Below are 17,505 nucleotides of genomic sequence, written 5' to 3'. Positions count from 1 at the left end.
TCAGGAGCAATATAGAATCAAAACTACTCAATTCTAATTTTAAAACCGCTTTTTTTCTTCTTATATTATTGCTAAATGTCAATTAATATTTCTGGATTATTGATCGATTTCGTTAAAACCAGATTAACCTAATTGCAAAAGAAAGTATCTTGCTGAAAACATGCCAATAGATTGGTGTGGATAAACAGCGCTTAGATTTCTTTTATCTAACCACGGATTGTTTTTCATTGTGCAATTCCAATCGGTCTGGTTACCAAAAAATCTTCATTAGACCTCGAACTACTTTTTCTTCCAAAACATCCACCACTTTCTATTTTCGTCATCGTAATATCCAGAACCTGAATATCCGGAATAATCGGAATAGTAGTAGGTGCTGTTGCCGCCGCCACGAGAATAATCTGTTGTATAATAGTTAGCGTAAAGCGCATCATCGCCAAATGCATTTAAAATGATCGCTAAATTACTCAATCCATATTCTCTCGATAAGCGTTCGGGAATATTAGCGGCTCTTTGTTGTGAAACTCCAGAACGAATCACAAACAAGTTAATATCAGAAGACCGGATTAATGGAATGGCGTCAGACACCAAACCAACCGGTGCGGTATCCACCAGAACATAATCGTAATCGGCTTCCAGTTTTTTCAGTAAATCTTTCATGGCCGCAGTGTGCAGTAATTCTGAAGGATTTGGAGGGACAGGTCCGGAAGGAATAAAATCGATATGATGAACTTTATCATGAATCATCACCTCTTCTAAGGTAGTTTGACCAGAGAGCAATGAACTTAACCCTTTCTTATTATCGCTTCCAAAAGCCTTATGCAATTTAGATTTACGCAAATCGGCTGCAACCAGGATCACCCTTTTCTCTATTAACGCTAAAGTACTGGCAAGGTTAATCGTAACGAATGATTTCCCTTCTCCTGAAATTTCTGAAGTGATACAAATCACCTTGCTGGCCTTGTGGCTCGCCAGAAAACTTAAATTCGTTCGAACTGATCTCACCGATTCTGCAAAAACAGATTTGGGTTTTGATAAAGAAAGTGCTTGTCTGCTATCCTGATCTATATAATCCGGAAATTTGCGGATCACACCAATAATAGGCGTATGCGTTAATCCTTCAACAGTTTCCTTATCGTAAATGTATGGGTTTAAAAAACGAACCAATAAAATCAAGCCAAAACCCGAGGCCAAACCCAGCATAAGTGCTGTGCTGTAAGCTTTGCTGCTATTTGGAGAAATGGCATAGTAAGAAGGGTAGGCCGGGTTTACAATGGATGCACCTGGAACAATAGCCGCGGCATTCATCTCCGCTTCAAGTTTCTTTTCTGATAAATAAGACCTTACCTTATTGTTTACTTCGAAGTTGGTTTGCAGTTTCACAAAGTTTTGCTCCTTTACCGGGATTGTGCTCATGCTTTGGGTAACCCCAGCAATCTGATTATCGATGTAGCGGATAGTGGCCTCGTTATTTTTACGCATGCCCTGGATGCTGCTTCTAATGCCCGATTTTACATTAGCAATCTGTTGCTCTACCTGTTTAACGGGTTGAGATTCGGGGTTAAATTGATTAAGCTTTATTTCCCTGTTAGCGAGTAATGTGTTGAGCTGCGTAACCAGTGCACCTAAACCTGTACTTAAATCGCCTTCTAAATCAACCCCAATTTCTACTTTATTTCTGTTGTTGTTGATCTGTTCTTCCAGCTGTTTAATGCCCAGCAATTTAAGGTTGAGTTCTGTTTTCTGTTTTTCAAAGTCTGCAAGTTTCCCAACTGTCATCGCAGTAGAGGAACTCATGTCGACCATCTTATTTTGTGTTTTATAATTGGCTAGCGTACTGCCTGATTTTCCTGCCTCGGTATTGATAAAACCGAGTTGATTGTCAATAAAATCTACTGTTTGCCTGGCTGATCTTCTTCGCTGAATTACATCATACTTCACGTATTCCTTCATGATCGCATTTAAGATATCTGCAGCAAAAACGGCATTGGCATCTGTTTGGCTTAAGCTCATTACGTTGGTAAAACGGGCAGCTTCGCCTATGTTTAAGCCGCCCATTGCACGACCAATAAAATCTTCTTTGCTATTAAATTTGAATTGATAGGTGCTGTTAACCGGGATTTTATCTTTAATCCGAAAGGTCATATTTCCCATATCTATGCGCTGACCGTATTTTAAAATAGATTTTGCATCCTCGTTATCAGCCGAAGAAATTTGAAAACTCTGATTGTCAATTCCTTTAACAGAATATAGTGATCTGCCAAAATTTACGCTGTCTTGCTTAATAATTTCGATAACGAAAGGCACATTTGGGTAAAGCTCTGTCGTTCTCACACGGCCTTTCAGGTAATAGCTAATTTTATAATCAAGTGTTTTAACAGCATTTGCAATTACCTCATTGCTGCGAATGGTAAAACTCTCTGCCTGTATTTTGTCGGTGTAGTTATAATTTTGCATGGCTGCCTGGCCACCTGTGCTAATAGCAGGGTTGCTATCTTCTAATTTTAATGATGCACCGGTCTGATAAATAGGAGGGGTGTACCATAAATAAAGCCATGCCCCGCAAAGTGCAACGGTTACGGTAAAAGCAACCCAATACCAACGACTCAAAAATACCCTGAAGATTTTATAGAAATCAATACTTTGGCTTACAGCCTTGTTCTCTTGAACTAACTCTGTCAATGTATACTGTTTTAGATTGTTTGGGACCAAAAGATAAAGTTATAAAGATACGCGGTATTTTTTAAAAGACATTATTTTTGTGGTCTCCCGTACTTATTTCTGTTCATCTTGTTACAGGCTTTGTCCCCTCCTAAAAAAAATTTTCTATGTAATTTTTTTTCAGGAAGGGACAAACCATTAGTAATTCGATGATCATGTTGACTCAATCAAACCTGATAGTAGTTTGGTCAAAACGAAGTTCATCAAAATCAAAAAAGCACAGAATAAAGCGGTGGAATATACCTGCGCTTGTATTATTTTCGGTGGCTGTATTATAAATCAATTCGCCGCAGACATTGTCACGTTAAGCTTGTCGAAACGCTATTTCAAACAATTTAATGCGTCTTTCGACAGGCTCAGGATGACATTCGGTTGTTATGATACCGCCACAAAAACTTACGAAATAAAGGTTATGATAATCAATTATAAAGTAAAGAACAGTTAAATTAAACTACTGATGTTTCCGCTATCTTTTTAGCAACCGGTTGTGGTACTTTTACATAGTATCCGGTTCCATCATAAGGCCGTCTACGCGGATTCGTAGTGCAGGCTGTTGAACAACATCCTTGTAATTCTTCGCCGCATTCATCGCACTGCGTAATGTGCTCATTGCACTCTGGATTAGCGCAGTTGATCATTTTAGGTGTGGTTTTTCCACAGTTATAACAAACTGAAACGACCGTTGGATTTACCTGATTCACATCCACGGCAATACGGTTATCGAAAACATAACATTTGCCTTCAAAATCCTTTCCGCCAGCTTCCTTGCCATATTTGATGATCCCACCATGCAATTGATACACATCATTAAAACCATGATGCAGCAACAGCGCAGAAGCTTTCTCACACTTAATACCGCCGGTGCAATAGGTTAAAATCTTTTTGTCTTTATATTGGGCGAGCTGGTTAATCTGATCCGGAAAATCTCTGAAATTTTCAATATCAAGGGTAATAGCATTTTTAAACTTCCCTAAATTATGCTCATAATTTGAGCGAACATCTAGAATGACCACATCTTCATCATCCTTCATTTTCATGAATTCTGTAGGTTCCAGATGTTTTCCTGTTTTCTCATTTGGATTGATGATTGAAGTATCGCGTAAACCAGAATGAACAATCTCCGATTTATAACGGCAATGCATTTTCAGGAAAGATGGTTCTTCCACCTCATCAATTTTAAATTCTGTTTTCGCAAAACGCTCATCCGCATGGATGGCTTTCATGTAAGCCTCACACGATTCGGGGCTGCCAGAAACAGTGCCATTTAAACCTTCATCAGCCACTATGATACGGCCAACTAAATCCAATGATTTACAAAATTTAAGGTGATCGGCAGCAAATTGTTCTGCCTCTGCTATGTGACTATAGCAATAGTAAAGTAGTGTTTGATATTTTTTCATAACGCTGTTGATACCGTTGCAAACGGCGTTTAAAGCGGGGCAAAGATAATAAAAAAAGGCAAAGGTTGCAGGTTTTCCTGCAACCTCTTACCTTTTAAAAACCGTACGCTATTCTAAATCCTTGCGTTAATTTTGTTGGGCCATCATAAGCAAAGCCATAACTCACTCTGAGTACCAATCGTTGTATACCGAAGTAAAATTCCTTGTAATTTCTTTTTTCAGGTGATGATAAATAGCCTCCACCAATAAATTCCTCAAGCTTCGCTTTGCGTAATAATGGCACTTTATTTAAGAAAAAGCCTGCAAAATTGTGCTCAACATGGGCTTCAAAATATTGTTGATTGGTGCTAAACTGATAGAAATCGAGGTACTGAAACTTCCTTAAGTTTGGTGGGAAGATGGTAGAAATGTTACCGGCAAAATGTTTGTATTCCGGGTAATAAACCTTGTCATTATTCAGGAATTTTCCGGCACCAACAAGGAAGGAAGTATAACCCCATAAACCTAAACCTATCCGGTCTTGCGCTATTTCAACTTTAGCAAAATCATAATCAATATCGCTACCGAAAACACCATTAAATCCTTTTTTATACAACACCGTAATTTTAGGGAAGTTAGATTCGGTATAAAACTTTCCATCAGGGCGGGTAATGTATTTTTGTCCGATGGTATAGGTTAAACTTGCCGTTGCGCTAAATGATTTATAGGTAGGGAAAAGTGGTATTTCTGCATTTGGAGAGAATGGATTGTTAGAGGTAAACTCCCTGTCTTTCGCATCAAAAAACTTAAAATCTGTGCTGTTGGTTAAGGTGTTGCTTTTACTATAATCTGCACTTAAACTGGCCTGTAAGCCGCTGGCCAACTCTCTTGTGGTATATAAACTCACAAAGCTTTTTTCGTAAAATTTCGGGAAATTCTTTTCGTAAAGTAAAGAGTTAATGGTATTTCCCAGGGGGGTCATCGAACCCAGGTTGTTTAAATCAAAAATTCCGTTACCGAAAGAGCCGCCAAAAGAGGCACGTTTCAATGGATCGTAATAATAATTTCCGGTTAAGCTTCCGGTTAACTTTTTGTTGGCAAAACCGTATCTCAGCTCCGGTCTGATGGAATAGGAACGTCTGTTTTCGAAATCCTGTCGATAAGTTACTCCATATTTAATGGCAAATCCCTCCACGGTATTATAAAAGATGGATTTTAAAACAGGATCAAAACTTAAATACTGTTTATGATAGCGATCGTTCTGGCTATAGCCCCTGAGTAATAATTTAGTGATCTTAAACTCATTGTTCTCTTTCTCCAACGAATCCAAATAAACTTTCGACTCTTTCCGCTTCGCGATACTGTCTTTTTTGATATAGTTTACCTGCTCATCGGGAGTCAATGGAATAGGGCGATTATTGATCCAGTAAAGGGAATCTTTTTTATTCACCGATTTGGTGATTTTTAATATTTCTCCATTGAAACGGTCTTTAGGGAACTTAGGGTCGAGATCATAATTGCTGTAAACGCCGACAAAATAGCCTGCAAGTTTAAACCCTAAAACGCTGCCGGCGAATTGAAAATTGATGTTCGTTGGCATGTAAGTGTCTTTGACTTTCGTGAATTGCTGATTAATATTTAGCGTGTCGATAAAATTGATGCCAGATTTCTCCGTCAGGTAAACATCCGTATTGTAAATTCTCCAGCTTTCATCTATAATATAAATGTAGCCTCTAAAAACAGGATCGTTCTCCCTTCGTGGAATCACTTGAATTTTATGGATCAATTCGCCGTTTTCTTTCGATTCGCCAACCAGCTTATATTTGTAATAAAACAGGGCATTATCTGCAATAGGCGAAATAAAACCTCTTGCACTGAGCTTGTTTTCCAGTAGATAATTATCATAAAAATTGATAATTAAATCAGAAGCCTTGTTGAAACTGAAAGCATTATTTCTTCCGGCCACTTTCGAAGAAATCATCTCTTCATGAACATCATTAGGTCTGCGGAAACTAAATTTACTGTTTGATTCAGAGAGGTAAAGAATCCCTTGTCGGTTCGAATCCAATTCCATAACCTTTTGAATATCTCTTCCCATAAATTTCTTGGGTGCGCCTTTTAACTTTTGTACGCCCTTAATATAAACATCGCAGGTAAAGGCTTTTACCTCTTCCAAATGTATTTTGCGCTGCTTTATGGCTTTTCTAATAATCTCAAATGCCGGGTCTTCGGCATTACCTTTAATGGTCACATTTTCAAGGGTATAACTTTCTGAGGCCAGGATCACGTCGTTATTAATGGTTTCCGATAACTTTACTTTATAATCCTGTTGTTTGTAGCCAACTGCACGGTAGCTTATGATATAATCACCTTTTTGAAGTTTAATAGCGTATTTCCCATCAACATTTGCCGATGTTCCGGTAGTGGTATTTTTAATGTAAACTGATGCAAAAGGAACTGGTTGTCCGCCTGTATCCTTAATTGTTCCGCTAACCGTATATTGTTGTGCTATTGCCAGCTGAGTTAAACTACAAAGAAGGATGAGTGCGCAAAGTCGGGTCATGTTTATTAGTTAGTGAGCTATAAATATCGAATAAGTTTTAACACTATACACATAGTGGTGTGTTAAAGTTTGTTAAGTTGAATAAAAAATAAGTTTTTAGCGTTTTTGATATCTTGTGTGAAGAATATAAAAGCGCATTTTGATAAAATATCAAACGTTTGCGCTTAAATAGTTACAAGCAATCTAGGTGGTTTTAAGTTGTCAAGGAGTTTTTTTTATAACTTTGGAGAACGAAAAAATATTAAAAAAGCCATGTATAAAACACTTAAACCTGTTCTCCAAAAAGAACTTGAAGAAATAGAAAACGCTGGGTTGTTTAAACGCGAACGAATAATCATAACACCACAAGGTGCCGATATCAAAGTAAGCGGCGGGGCAGAGGTGATCAATTTTTGTGCAAATAACTACCTGGGTCTTTCTTCGCATCCTAAAGTAATCGAGGCGGCAAAAAAAGCGATTGATGATCATGGCTATGGGATGTCTTCGGTTCGTTTTATCTGCGGAACGCAGGATGTTCACAAGGAATTGGAAGCGAAAATATCTCAATTTTTAGGTACGGAAGATACCATTTTATATGCTGCTGCCTTTGATGCCAACGGAGGTGTTTTTGAGCCCTTATTTAATGCTGAAGATGCCATTATTTCTGATGAATTAAACCACGCTTCTATTATTGATGGTGTTCGTTTGTGTAAAGCACAGCGTTTCCGATATAAAAATGCCGATATGGAAGATTTGGAGAAGCAACTGATTGCTGCCAAAGATTGCAGACATAGAATCATTGTTACTGATGGTGCTTTTTCTATGGATGGATCAGTAGCGCCCCTTGACAAAATCGCTGACCTGGCTGATAAATATGAAGCGTTGATCATGATTGATGAATCGCACTGTTCTGGATTTATTGGTAAAACTGGCAGAGGGACGCACGAGCATTTCAATGTAATGGATCGGATTGATATCATCACCGGTACCTTGGGAAAAGCGTTGGGAGGTGCTTCTGGCGGTTTCACTTCTGGTAAAAAAGAAATTATTGATATGTTGCGTCAGCGTTCCCGTCCGTATTTATTCTCCAATACTTTAGCTCCTGCCATTGCAGGAGCATCAATTGCGGTGCTGGATATGTTGAGCGAAACTACATCGCTTAGAGATAAGCTGGAAAGCAACACTAAATATTTCCGCCAAAAAATGACTGAAGCTGGCTTTGATATCAAACCAGGTTTTCACCCAATTGTGCCGGTAATGCTTTACGATGCTAAAATAGCACAGGAGTTTGCGGCAAAAATGTTGGATGAAGGCATTTATGTGATCGGATTTTTCTATCCTGTAGTTCCACAAGGTAAAGCCCGGATTCGTGTGCAGCTCTCAGCAGGTCATGAGCAACACCACTTGGATAAAGCCATTGCTGCTTTTACAAAAGTTGGTAAAGAATTAGGAGTGATTTAACTTCTATAAGTTTTATATGATTTAAGAAAGCTGCTTAATTGCGGCTTTTTTTGTTTTGAGTTCATTTTCTTTTATAATGATATTGTAAACTGATTATTTGAACCCGTTATCACTTAAAATTTTAGATTATTTGCCGTATATTTGAAGCCATGTTGCAGGATAAAATAACACAATATTCGGAAAAGATAAATGCTTTCGTAACAGAAAAGGCTGACGAACTGGAGCAATTTCGTATCAAATATTTGGGCAGTAAAGGAATTATCAAAGAAATTTTTGAAGAATTCAAAACTGTCTCAACTGAAGAAAAAAGATCATTAGGAAAAGTTTTAAATGAGTTTAAACAACTTGCCGAATCTAAATATCAAACTTTAAAAGAATCTACAGAAAGTAATAGCTCAAAAACTGAAGACGTTAGTCTTGATTTGACGTTACCAGGTGAAGGATTTGAAATCGGATCTCGTCACCCGCTGGCTTTAGTGCGTAGGGAGATTGTAGAAATTTTTGCTAAACTAGGTTTCACCGTTGCCGAGGGGCCGGAGATTGAGGATGACTGGCACAATTTCTCTGCCTTAAACTTTCCTGAAGAACACCCTGCGAGAGATATGCAGGATACGTTCTTCATTAAGAAAGGCGGCGAAAAAGGTGATATCGCTTTACGTACACATACTTCATCTGTTCAGGTGCGGATGATGGAACAAGGGCAACCGCCTTTCCGTGCCATTATGCCAGGAAGAGTTTACCGTAACGAAGCCATTTCTGCAAGAGCGCATTGCTTTTTTCACCAGATTGAAGGTTTGTATGTAGATGAAAATGTGTCGTTTGCTGATTTAAAGCAAACCTTATTTTATTTCGTTCAGGAATTGTACGGTGAAGGTACTCAGGTACGTTTCCGTCCGTCATATTTTCCATTTACTGAGCCATCTGCCGAAATGGATATCTCTTGTACCATTTGTAAAGGTGCAGGTTGCAATATGTGTAAGTACAGCGGTTGGGTAGAAATTTTAGGTTGTGGAATGGTAGATCCAAATGTATTGGAAAACTGTGGCATCGACTCGAAAAAATACAGTGGTTTTGCCTTTGGTATGGGAATAGAAAGAATTACCAATCTGAAGTATGTGATTAAAGATTTACGTCTTTTTTCAGAAAACGATGTTCGCTTTTTAAACCAGTATAAATCTGCCTTGATTTAATTATGAGGTATCTGTTTAGTATTGTGTTCGTGTGTTTTCTGTTTGTAAGCTGCGGCAAAGAAGAAAACTTTATTCCCGATGTACCGGTTAATTATAATGTTACCCTGGTAGAATTCGGAATAAAAGCAGTGAACAATGTACTATTGGTTCCAAATAATGGAATAGCAGGTTTGGTGATCGTTAGAACTCCACTTGGTGGTTTTGTAGCTTTCGATCGTTGTAGTACCGTAAATCCCGATAGCAAATGTAAAATTGTTCCCGATGATAGTGGTTTAACAGCTACCGATCCATGTTCGGGTGCAAAATTTTCTCTTCTCGATGGTACGCCACAAAAAGCACCAGCCGAGAAGACTTTAAAAACATATAGTGTGTCTTTACAAGGCAATACTACAATTAACGTCAGAAATTAATGGAAGCTGAAAAAATTAAAGAAACAGTAAAAAAAGCTGCCAAAGAACTTTTTAGGAAATATGGTTATCACAAAACAAGTGTTAACGAAATTGCCAAAAAAGCAAGGATAGCAAAAGCAACCATTTACAAATACTTTGAAAGTAAGGAGCAGGTTTTAGATAGCATCTTAATGGATTATCTGGATCAGAACCTGCATGAAATAATCAACAATAAGGTAAGCTACGGCTCGGAAGAGGAGCACCTTAAAGCGTTGGTGATGAAAACCAGCAGGCTTTCATTCACTGCCTGCAATGAATTTATCGGTTGGGATTTTGTACGGGAGAATGCCAATTCGCAAGAGTTTTTAAAGCATTTATCTGATCAGCTGGAGGCACTTTTATTAGCAGCTTACCTGGAGCTTGAGACCTTTAAAAACAATCCTGCAAGGAGAGAGGGTTTAGCATTTCTACTTAAAGCGAGTAAAAGCATTGTTTTCTCTTTCGCTTTTACCTCGGTAAGCGATTCTGATGTTCGCAAAAACTTTGTTAGTTTTCAAAAAGAAATACTTCCATTTTTGGTTAAGGCAGCACTCTAGTTTACTGAATAGTAATCCTTGGCTTTATATTTCTGTACAGTGCGTTGTGTTTTGCCATTCACTACTTTCGTTGTAATTACGGTAACGTCATCGCCAATGCTAGAATCTTCAATTACCGACGAAACTTCGGTGACAAGGTTTTTTTTATCAATGCGGTAACTGATCGTTTGCTGGTAGCAGCAACCGTTTTTCTGCTCAACGCTGAGTAGCTTATCTTTCTTATCAATACCAAACATTCCCAGGTTTTCACTCGCCAGCTTGGTTAATTCTTTACTTAATAAGAATTTGTTGTTGGTCGCCAGATAAATATCATAAGATGGACTCATGTACAGCCCTTTACTTCCATTTCGTATCGCTAAATCTTCAATGCCATCGAAATTAAAATCACCAAAAATCAGCGGACTTTGATACTTTCCCAAATCGAGCCAGCCTATTTTTGCGTCTTGGTTGCCATTGAGGCTAAAATCTAAATCAGGAGAGCGAAATGTTTCCAATTCTTTATCTGATATTTTATCATATAAAATGATGGTTGCCTTGCCTCCGCATACATCATTTTCGCATTCAGCAACAAAAATTTTAGCTTTGTATTGGTTAGAACTATTGTTAGCCAGGAATTTAAATTGAGCGCCTGCTTGAAAAGAACTCAGGAAAAGGCAAAAAATGAATAGGTTTTTCATAAAGCAATTTTGCCAAAAATACGCTATTGCTAAGTGCTTAAAAGTTAAAAAAGGTTAAGAGGATGTTCTCCTAATCTTTCATCAAAGGCAGCTGAGTAAATTTTCGTTCACTATGAAAATAGATAGCTTATTAAGAAATGTGATCTACCTCTAATTTTATTCCCACTTAAATACCTTCACCGCTATTGCATAAATTACAATTCCCCAAATCAAAAGAATCATAATCTGGAATTTCACATCCCATAAACCAGCGCCTTCAAAAGCTACCTTTCGCATTGCATCATTCAGATACGTTAAAGGCAGCGCCCTGCTGATAGGTTGCAACCACGTTGGAAAGGCTTCGATGGAAAAAAATGTTCCTGATAGCAAAAATTGGGGAAGGGTAACAATGTTAGAAATAGGAGGCACCATGCTTTCGCTTTTGGCAATGCCTGAGATGATAAAACCAAAACCCATAAATACAATGATGCCCATGGTAGCTAATATGAGCATATTGACGACTGTGATCGCACCATGAACCAAGGTGAAGCCAAAAAAGAAATGGCCCAATAATATGATAAAAACTGCACCAATTAGCGCAAAACCTATCCTTGCAATCCCTTCGCCAATAACGATGCTCGATCTTTTAACAGGGGTAGCAAAGAAACGTTTAATTACAAGTGTTTGGCGTAAACTTAAAAATACGAATGCCGTTCCGAAAACTCCTGTGCTTAACAATGAAAAGCCTAACTGCCCCGGCAAAATAAAATCGATGGTTTTATATTCTCGCCCGGTGATGGTGCTTTCTTTTATTTCGGCTACTGTGGGTTTTAAAGTTTTATCGTAAAAAACATTATTTAATACCGATTTTAAAATGCCACCTTTATCTCTTGAAGCTGATGTATATACCACATTCACGGAGTATGCTGCGCTGTTCACTTTTCTGTGAACATCAATCATGGCATCGATATTTCCCTTCTCCAGTAATTTATTAAAATCCTCTTGGGATTTGTCTTTGACCAGTCTGATCATGCCTGTCTTTGCAAGCATTGAAATAACGGGATTATCAACGTCCGATCCCGGATTAACCCCGACATCTATTCTCGTTCCACCACCGCCTAAAAACCCAAATACCAAAATAAAAATCAAAGGAAAGGCAAGGGTAAAAACCACCGCAGATGGACTCCGCATAATGGAACGGAAACTTGCTTTCGCTAATGCTAAGGTAGCAGTAGTATTGCTGTATTTTTTCATTTACTATTTATGATTAATAGTGATTTTACTATTTTTCTTAAACCCGATTTTAGTGGCAGCTCCCGATGAAAATCGGGATTAAAACGTAAAAAGGGAGTAACATTAATTTGATTACTGTAATTTCTTTACAAAAAAAAATATTATTATTCTCTCCACTCTTTTCCAGTCAGGTTGATGAATACATCTTCCAAATTGGCTTTTTTAACTTCCTTTTTACGCTCGAAACCACTGTTCACCAATTGGTCAATTAAGTTATCTGGTGTGTCCAAAGCGATTATCTGCCCTCGTTCTACGAAAGCTACACGATCGCAAAGCTGCTCAGCCTCATCCATATAATGGGTGGTGATGACTACTGTAGTTCCGGCATCTCTGATTTCCGTGATCAAATCCCAAAGATTTCTCCTCGCCTGAGGATCCAGGCCCGTGGTAGGCTCATCAAGAAAAATAATTTTTGGCTGATTGATCAGCGTTGTTGCAATGGAAAACCTTTGTTTTTGGCCCCCAGATAAAGCTTTGTATTTCGCTTTTGCTTTATCCTGAAGGTTTACTTTTTCCAGCATTTCCATTGGTTTAATATTTGCACCATACAAACCAGCAAAAAGCTCTATCAACTCAATAAGGTTCAGGTTTGGATAATAACCTGCCGCCTGTAACTGCACACCAATAATCTGCTTTATTTCCTGTGGATTTTTATCAACTGAAAAGCCATCAACTACAATTTCTCCTGAGGTTTTAGGTCTTAAGGTCTCAATGATTTCCAGCGTTGTTGTTTTACCAGCACCGTTTGGTCCAAGCAAACCGAAAATTTCATTTTCATAAACTTCAAAACTTAATCCCTGAACGGCCACGAAATCATCATACTTTTTTACAAGATCTGTAACCGTGATGATGGCTTTTTTTGTTTCCATATTGCGAATGTAAGGAGCTTTAAACGAATTAGAAATGAATTTTTAAGAACTTTTTGTAAAATGTTTCCAGGATAATGGAACAACCCAATGCGGGTTCCGTTAAAAGCAAATCTGCGAATCTTCAGCTTTAATTTGAGCCGCAGATTCGCAGAATTTAATATTTCGCTATAGTCTTTAAGCTTTTTCTTTTCAGCTTTAAGCTACCAGGTTAACTCACCTTTCATTACGTTTACAAAATCATCAAATAAGTAGCGGGAATCATGTGGGCCTGGAGAAGATTCTGGGTGATATTGTACCGAAAATGCCTTCTTCCCTTTTACACGAATCCCCTCAATAGATTTATCGTTCAGGTTTACGTGTGTAATTTCTACTTTATCTGAGTTTCTCACTTCATCCGGAATTACACCAAAACCATGGTTTTGAGAAGTTACCTCGCAGTGATTTTTAATAATGTTTTTAACCGGGTGGTTTAAGCCACGGTGGCCGTTAAACATTTTCATGGTTCCGATTCCGTTCGCTTCAGCCAATAATTGGTGACCTAAACAAATACCAAACAATGGTTTATCTTCTGTTAATATTTCCTGAATTGTTTCTACGGCATAAGGCATTACTGATGGGTCGCCAGGGCCGTTTGAAATAAAATAACCATCCGGATTGAATTTTTCCATTTCAGCAAACTTAGTTTTAGCAGGGAAAACCTGAACATAAATATCACGGTTTTCGAAGCTGCGAAGAATGTTTTTCTTAATACCAAGATCAAGAGCAGCAACTTTTAAGCTTGCCTCTGGATTTCCGTAGAAGTATGGCTCTTTTGTACTTACCTGAGAAGAAAGCTCTAAACCTTCCATAGATGGTACTTCCGATAATTTCTTTTTTAATTCATCAAGATCTGTAATTTCTGATGAGATAATGGCATTCATTGCGCCTTTATCACGAATGTGGCGAACCAAAGCACGGGTGTCAATATCAGAAATAGCTACTAAATTGTCGTTCTGGAAATAATCCTGAATAGATTCTGTAGCTTGTTTACGACTGTAAACAATATTATAGTTTTTGCAAACCAAACCTGCTATTTTAATAGAGTCCGATTCAATTTCCTCTCTTTGGATGCCGTAATTACCAATGTGGGAATTAGTGGTTACCATGATCTGGCCAAAGTAACTTGGATCAGTAAAAATCTCCTGGTATCCTGTCATCCCGGTGTTAAAACAAATTTCGCCAGTAGTGGTGCCAATTTTTCCAGCAGCTTTGCCGTAAAAAACTGTGCCATCGGCCAGTAATAAAATCGCAGGTAACTTGGTGTAGTTAGTCATGGTAATTACAATATGGATTTTGATTTAAAAAAGAGTTGAAAAAAGGATGTCTCTCGGCAATTGAGCCGTATTTGCTTGGGGCAAAAAAAGATGAATAAATCCCTTTCATTTCGGGGTACAAAGATAGGGTTTAACATTGTAAATGTAAAGAAAAATATGAAATAGGTTTGAGGTGTAAAGTTGAGAACGTAAAGCTTTGGGCACAACTACCGGCCAGCTTTCATTTCTCGCAGCTTTGGTCTTTTAGCTTTGCGCTTCGGCCTCTTTTTAAAGAAAAAACGATACTTTTGAAACAGCAAAATAAAACCAATGTCAGTACATAAAGAAATCAAAAGAATAACCACGCACATTTTGCAGGAAATGAAACAGCGTGGTGAAAAAATATCAATGCTTACGGCTTATGATTATTCCATGGCTACCATTTTAGATGATGCCGGATTGGACGTACTATTGGTTGGAGATTCTGCTTCTAATGTAATGGCCGGGCATGAAACAACTTTACCCATTACGCTAGATCAAATGATTTATCATGCCGCATCGGTAATCAGGGCTGTTAAACGTGCTTTCGTAGTGGTAGATCTTCCTTTTGGTTCTTACCAGGGCAATTCTAAAGAGGCCTTAAATTCTGCGATCAGAATCATGAAGGAGTCGGGTGCACACGGTGTGAAGCTGGAAGGGGGCGAAGAAATTATCGAATCCGTTCAACGCATTATCACTGCAGGAATTCCGGTTATGGGGCACTTGGGTTTAACGCCTCAATCTATTTATAAATTTGGAACTTACACCGTGAGAGCCAAAGAAGAGGAGGAAGCAAATAAATTAAAATCTGATGTATTGGCGCTTCAAGCAGCTGGTTGTTTTAGTATTGTTTTAGAAAAGATTCCCGCTGCACTTGGTAAGGAGGTTTCTGAAAGTTTACATATTCCTACTATTGGTATTGGTGCAGGTTCGCATTGCGATGGCCAGGTTTTGGTCGTTAACGATATGATTGGTTTAACCAAGGGTTTTAAACCACGTTTCCTGCGTCAGTATCTAAATCTATACGAAGAAATTTTAGGTGCCGCACAATCCTATATCCGCGATGTAAAAGCTAACGATTTTCCTAACGATAAAGAACAATATTAAGTTCGGATTTGGGCGTTTTGAGTTTTGAGTTCCAGCTTCAAACAATTAAGCAGCTAACCGATTAACTAATAAATTTTCGCAATAGACGATTTGCTTATCAAATGAACTAATGACGGATGAACCAATGAACTAGCCGATGCCAATCACTGAAAAAGACATACTTTTTGAAGATAACCATCTCATTGCCATTAATAAACGAGCAGGAGATATCGTTCAGGTGGATGAAACCGGCGATGAACCCCTGGATGAACAGGTAAAGAAATACATTGCAAAAAAATATAATAAGCCGAACGGTGCCTTTTTAGGTGTGGTGCATCGTTTGGATAGACCGGTTAGCGGCGTAATTTTATTTGCCAAAACCAGTAAGGCTTTAGAGCGCATGAATGCTGCTTTCAAAAATCGCGAAGTAAAGAAAACTTATTGGGCCGTTGTAAGAAATAAACCCGAAAAGGAAGCTGCTACGCTAATTCACTGGCTGATTAAAAATCCACAGAAAAATGTGGTTACTTATTATAAAAATGAAGTAGCCAATAGTCAAAGAGCAGAACTTTCTTACCGCTTAATTGGAAATTTAGATGGTTATTATCTTTTAGAAGTTGATCCAATTACGGGCCGATCGCACCAAATCAGGGTTCAGTTATCTTCGATGGATTGCCCGATTGTAGGGGATAACAAATATGGTTATCCACGAGGTAGTCGCAAAGGAAGCATCTGCCTTCATGCACGCAGGTTACAGTTTTTGCACCCTGTAAAAAAGGAGCCGGTAAACATTTTCGCTAAATTACCTGTTGACGGATTTTGGGAACGTTTCGAAAATATGTAATTCAGTATTGGTATTTTTTTCCCCATTTAAGGTCACGAAATCCCCATGATATTTTATTGTCATTGCCAATAGCTATTCAAAGCTGCCTTAGGAAGTTTAAAATGTTTGGCATTGTTTTTTGCATAGGTTATGCAAAGCAAAACCAAATAATATGAAAAAAACATTTTTATCAATTGCGGCAGTTGGCCTATTAGCTGCAACGCTTGTTTCATGCGAAAACACAACCAAAACAACAAAGAGCAGCGATACTATGGTTGTTCGTGGAGATACAACAGTAAAAACAACAGTTAAAACCGAAGAACTAAAATCTGATGTTCCATCTTTTTCGAGTGATGAAGTGAATAAGGGTTTAGCGGAATATGCTAAGCTGAAAGATGAATATATTGGCGCATTAAAAAGCAAAAACGAAACACAGGTTAAGGATTTAACTATAAAATATTCTACCTGGGCTCAAACAGCATCTACCTGGGCAACCAAACTGAAACCAGATGAAGTTCAAAAATATACCGACTACATGACTAAAGTTAGCAAAGAGTGGGGAGCTGCCGCAAAAGAAGCTGTAAAATAAACGACTTTAGTAAATAAAAAATGGGCTTGTTTTTACAAGCCCATTTTTTATTTACAATCGATTTTATTAAAAATAAGAGACTTACCAAAGCCCAGTTTTCCTAAGTCTTTAAATTGAGTTTTTCCATCAACTTCTTCTACATCTCCAAAACCTTCAACTAACTGGTTATTTTGTTTTAACCATACCACCTGACGGGTAGAGGTAGTCCCTTCAGATTGAAATGTATAATCGGCAATGATGGTATCACCTTTCACTATTCCAGAGATTACTCCGTTATTTTTATCCTTTTCGAATAGATTATAAGATAAAGAGCCGGTTACTTTCTCATCTTCCACATTTAAAGATAGATTTGCCGTATCTCTGTTTTTTATGGATTGATAACATTGCTTTGACTGGTCAATTTCTTTAGAATTGGCCGAAGTTGAATCTCCAGCATCGGAATCGGTATTTTTAGATTGGCAAGCAGCCATTAAACAAATGGCAATGCTGAGGGTAGGGATTAATTTTTTCATTTATTAAGGATTGATGAATAAGTTAATGCAAACAGCCTGCCAAGATTTGATGAGAATAAATATCCGGTAAA

The 17,505-nt window shown here is 38.0% G+C and carries 15 protein-coding genes; 7 read left to right on the top strand and 8 right to left on the bottom strand.

From position 1 onward, the window contains the following. Positions 1-279: 279 nt before the first annotated feature. The 3 genes from ASE92_RS19850 to ASE92_RS19835 all read right to left on the bottom strand — a co-directional run bounded on the left by ASE92_RS19850 (position 280) and on the right by ASE92_RS19835 (position 6,660). Positions 280-2,679 carry a polysaccharide biosynthesis tyrosine autokinase gene (locus tag ASE92_RS19850; protein WP_056851874.1) on the bottom strand — a complete coding sequence of 800 codons (2,400 nt, stop codon included), beginning with the start codon at positions 2,677-2,679 and terminating at the stop codon, positions 280-282. 485 nt (positions 2,680-3,164) lie between these two features. Then, the gene (locus tag ASE92_RS19840; protein ID WP_056851872.1) at positions 3,165-4,118 is read right to left on the bottom strand and encodes a rhodanese-related sulfurtransferase; all 954 of its coding nucleotides are present in this window, start codon (positions 4,116-4,118) and stop codon (positions 3,165-3,167) included. Between the two features lie 94 nt (positions 4,119-4,212). Next, entirely contained in the window at positions 4,213-6,660 is a 2,448-nt protein-coding gene (locus tag ASE92_RS19835; protein WP_056851871.1) for a DUF5686 and carboxypeptidase regulatory-like domain-containing protein, read from the bottom strand. A gap of 252 nt (positions 6,661-6,912) precedes the next feature. On the opposite strand from ASE92_RS19835, the gene kbl reads away from it, so the two are divergent. The 4 genes from kbl (at position 6,913) to ASE92_RS19815 (ending at position 10,275) form a co-directional block, all read left to right on the top strand. Beyond that, complete coding sequence (gene kbl, locus ASE92_RS19830; RefSeq protein ID WP_056851870.1) at positions 6,913-8,100, top strand: glycine C-acetyltransferase; 1,188 nt, start codon at positions 6,913-6,915, stop codon at positions 8,098-8,100. A gap of 149 nt (positions 8,101-8,249) precedes the next feature. Next, positions 8,250-9,290: a phenylalanine--tRNA ligase subunit alpha gene (gene pheS, locus ASE92_RS19825; RefSeq protein ID WP_056851869.1), complete on the top strand. Its 1,041-nt coding sequence runs from the start codon at positions 8,250-8,252 to the stop codon at positions 9,288-9,290. Between the two features lie 2 nt (positions 9,291-9,292). Next, positions 9,293-9,700 (top strand): hypothetical protein, encoded by a 408-nt coding sequence (locus ASE92_RS19820; protein WP_056851868.1) that lies wholly within the window; start codon positions 9,293-9,295, stop codon positions 9,698-9,700. Next, the gene (locus tag ASE92_RS19815; RefSeq protein WP_056851867.1) at positions 9,700-10,275 is read left to right on the top strand and encodes a TetR/AcrR family transcriptional regulator; all 576 of its coding nucleotides are present in this window, start codon (positions 9,700-9,702) and stop codon (positions 10,273-10,275) included. Before ASE92_RS19820 ends, ASE92_RS19815 begins: the two co-directional genes overlap by 1 nt. Here ASE92_RS19815 and ASE92_RS19810 read toward each other — a convergent pair. From ASE92_RS19810 to carA, 4 genes are all read right to left on the bottom strand, one after another. Beyond that, the gene (locus ASE92_RS19810) at positions 10,272-10,952 is read right to left on the bottom strand and encodes a hypothetical protein (protein ID WP_056851866.1); all 681 of its coding nucleotides are present in this window, start codon (positions 10,950-10,952) and stop codon (positions 10,272-10,274) included. The genes ASE92_RS19815 and ASE92_RS19810 overlap by 4 nt on opposite strands. A gap of 156 nt (positions 10,953-11,108) precedes the next feature. Next, positions 11,109-12,185 carry an ABC transporter permease gene (locus tag ASE92_RS19805; protein ID WP_056851865.1) on the bottom strand — a complete coding sequence of 359 codons (1,077 nt, stop codon included), beginning with the start codon at positions 12,183-12,185 and terminating at the stop codon, positions 11,109-11,111. Positions 12,186-12,328: 143 nt separating this feature from the next. After that, positions 12,329-13,093 carry an ABC transporter ATP-binding protein gene (locus ASE92_RS19800; RefSeq protein WP_056851864.1) on the bottom strand — a complete coding sequence of 255 codons (765 nt, stop codon included), beginning with the start codon at positions 13,091-13,093 and terminating at the stop codon, positions 12,329-12,331. Between the two features lie 200 nt (positions 13,094-13,293). Next, positions 13,294-14,406, bottom strand: coding sequence for a glutamine-hydrolyzing carbamoyl-phosphate synthase small subunit (gene carA / locus ASE92_RS19795; protein ID WP_056851863.1), 1,113 nt, complete (start codon positions 14,404-14,406; stop codon positions 13,294-13,296). Between the two features lie 309 nt (positions 14,407-14,715). Between carA and panB the strand changes: the two genes are divergently transcribed. The 3 genes from panB (at position 14,716) to ASE92_RS19780 (ending at position 16,922) form a co-directional block, all read left to right on the top strand. Continuing rightward, positions 14,716-15,531: a 3-methyl-2-oxobutanoate hydroxymethyltransferase gene (panB, locus tag ASE92_RS19790; protein WP_056851862.1), complete on the top strand. Its 816-nt coding sequence runs from the start codon at positions 14,716-14,718 to the stop codon at positions 15,529-15,531. 136 nt (positions 15,532-15,667) lie between these two features. After that, entirely contained in the window at positions 15,668-16,354 is a 687-nt protein-coding gene (locus ASE92_RS19785; RefSeq protein ID WP_056851861.1) for an RluA family pseudouridine synthase, read from the top strand. 151 nt (positions 16,355-16,505) lie between these two features. Continuing rightward, positions 16,506-16,922, top strand: a complete 417-nt coding sequence (locus ASE92_RS19780) for a hypothetical protein (protein WP_056851860.1) — start codon at positions 16,506-16,508, stop codon at positions 16,920-16,922. A gap of 47 nt (positions 16,923-16,969) precedes the next feature. On the opposite strand, the gene ASE92_RS19775 is transcribed toward ASE92_RS19780, so the two are convergent. Further along, on the bottom strand, positions 16,970-17,434 hold the full coding sequence (locus ASE92_RS19775) for a hypothetical protein (RefSeq protein ID WP_056851859.1): 465 nt from the start codon (positions 17,432-17,434) through the stop codon (positions 16,970-16,972). Between the last annotated feature and the right edge of the window lie 71 nt (positions 17,435-17,505).

The organism is Pedobacter sp. Leaf41, from assembly GCF_001422545.1.
Taxonomy (GTDB): domain Bacteria; phylum Bacteroidota; class Bacteroidia; order Sphingobacteriales; family Sphingobacteriaceae; genus Pedobacter.
Note: the sequence above shows the minus strand (reverse complement) of the source record. Positions and strands in the feature narration are given on the sequence as shown.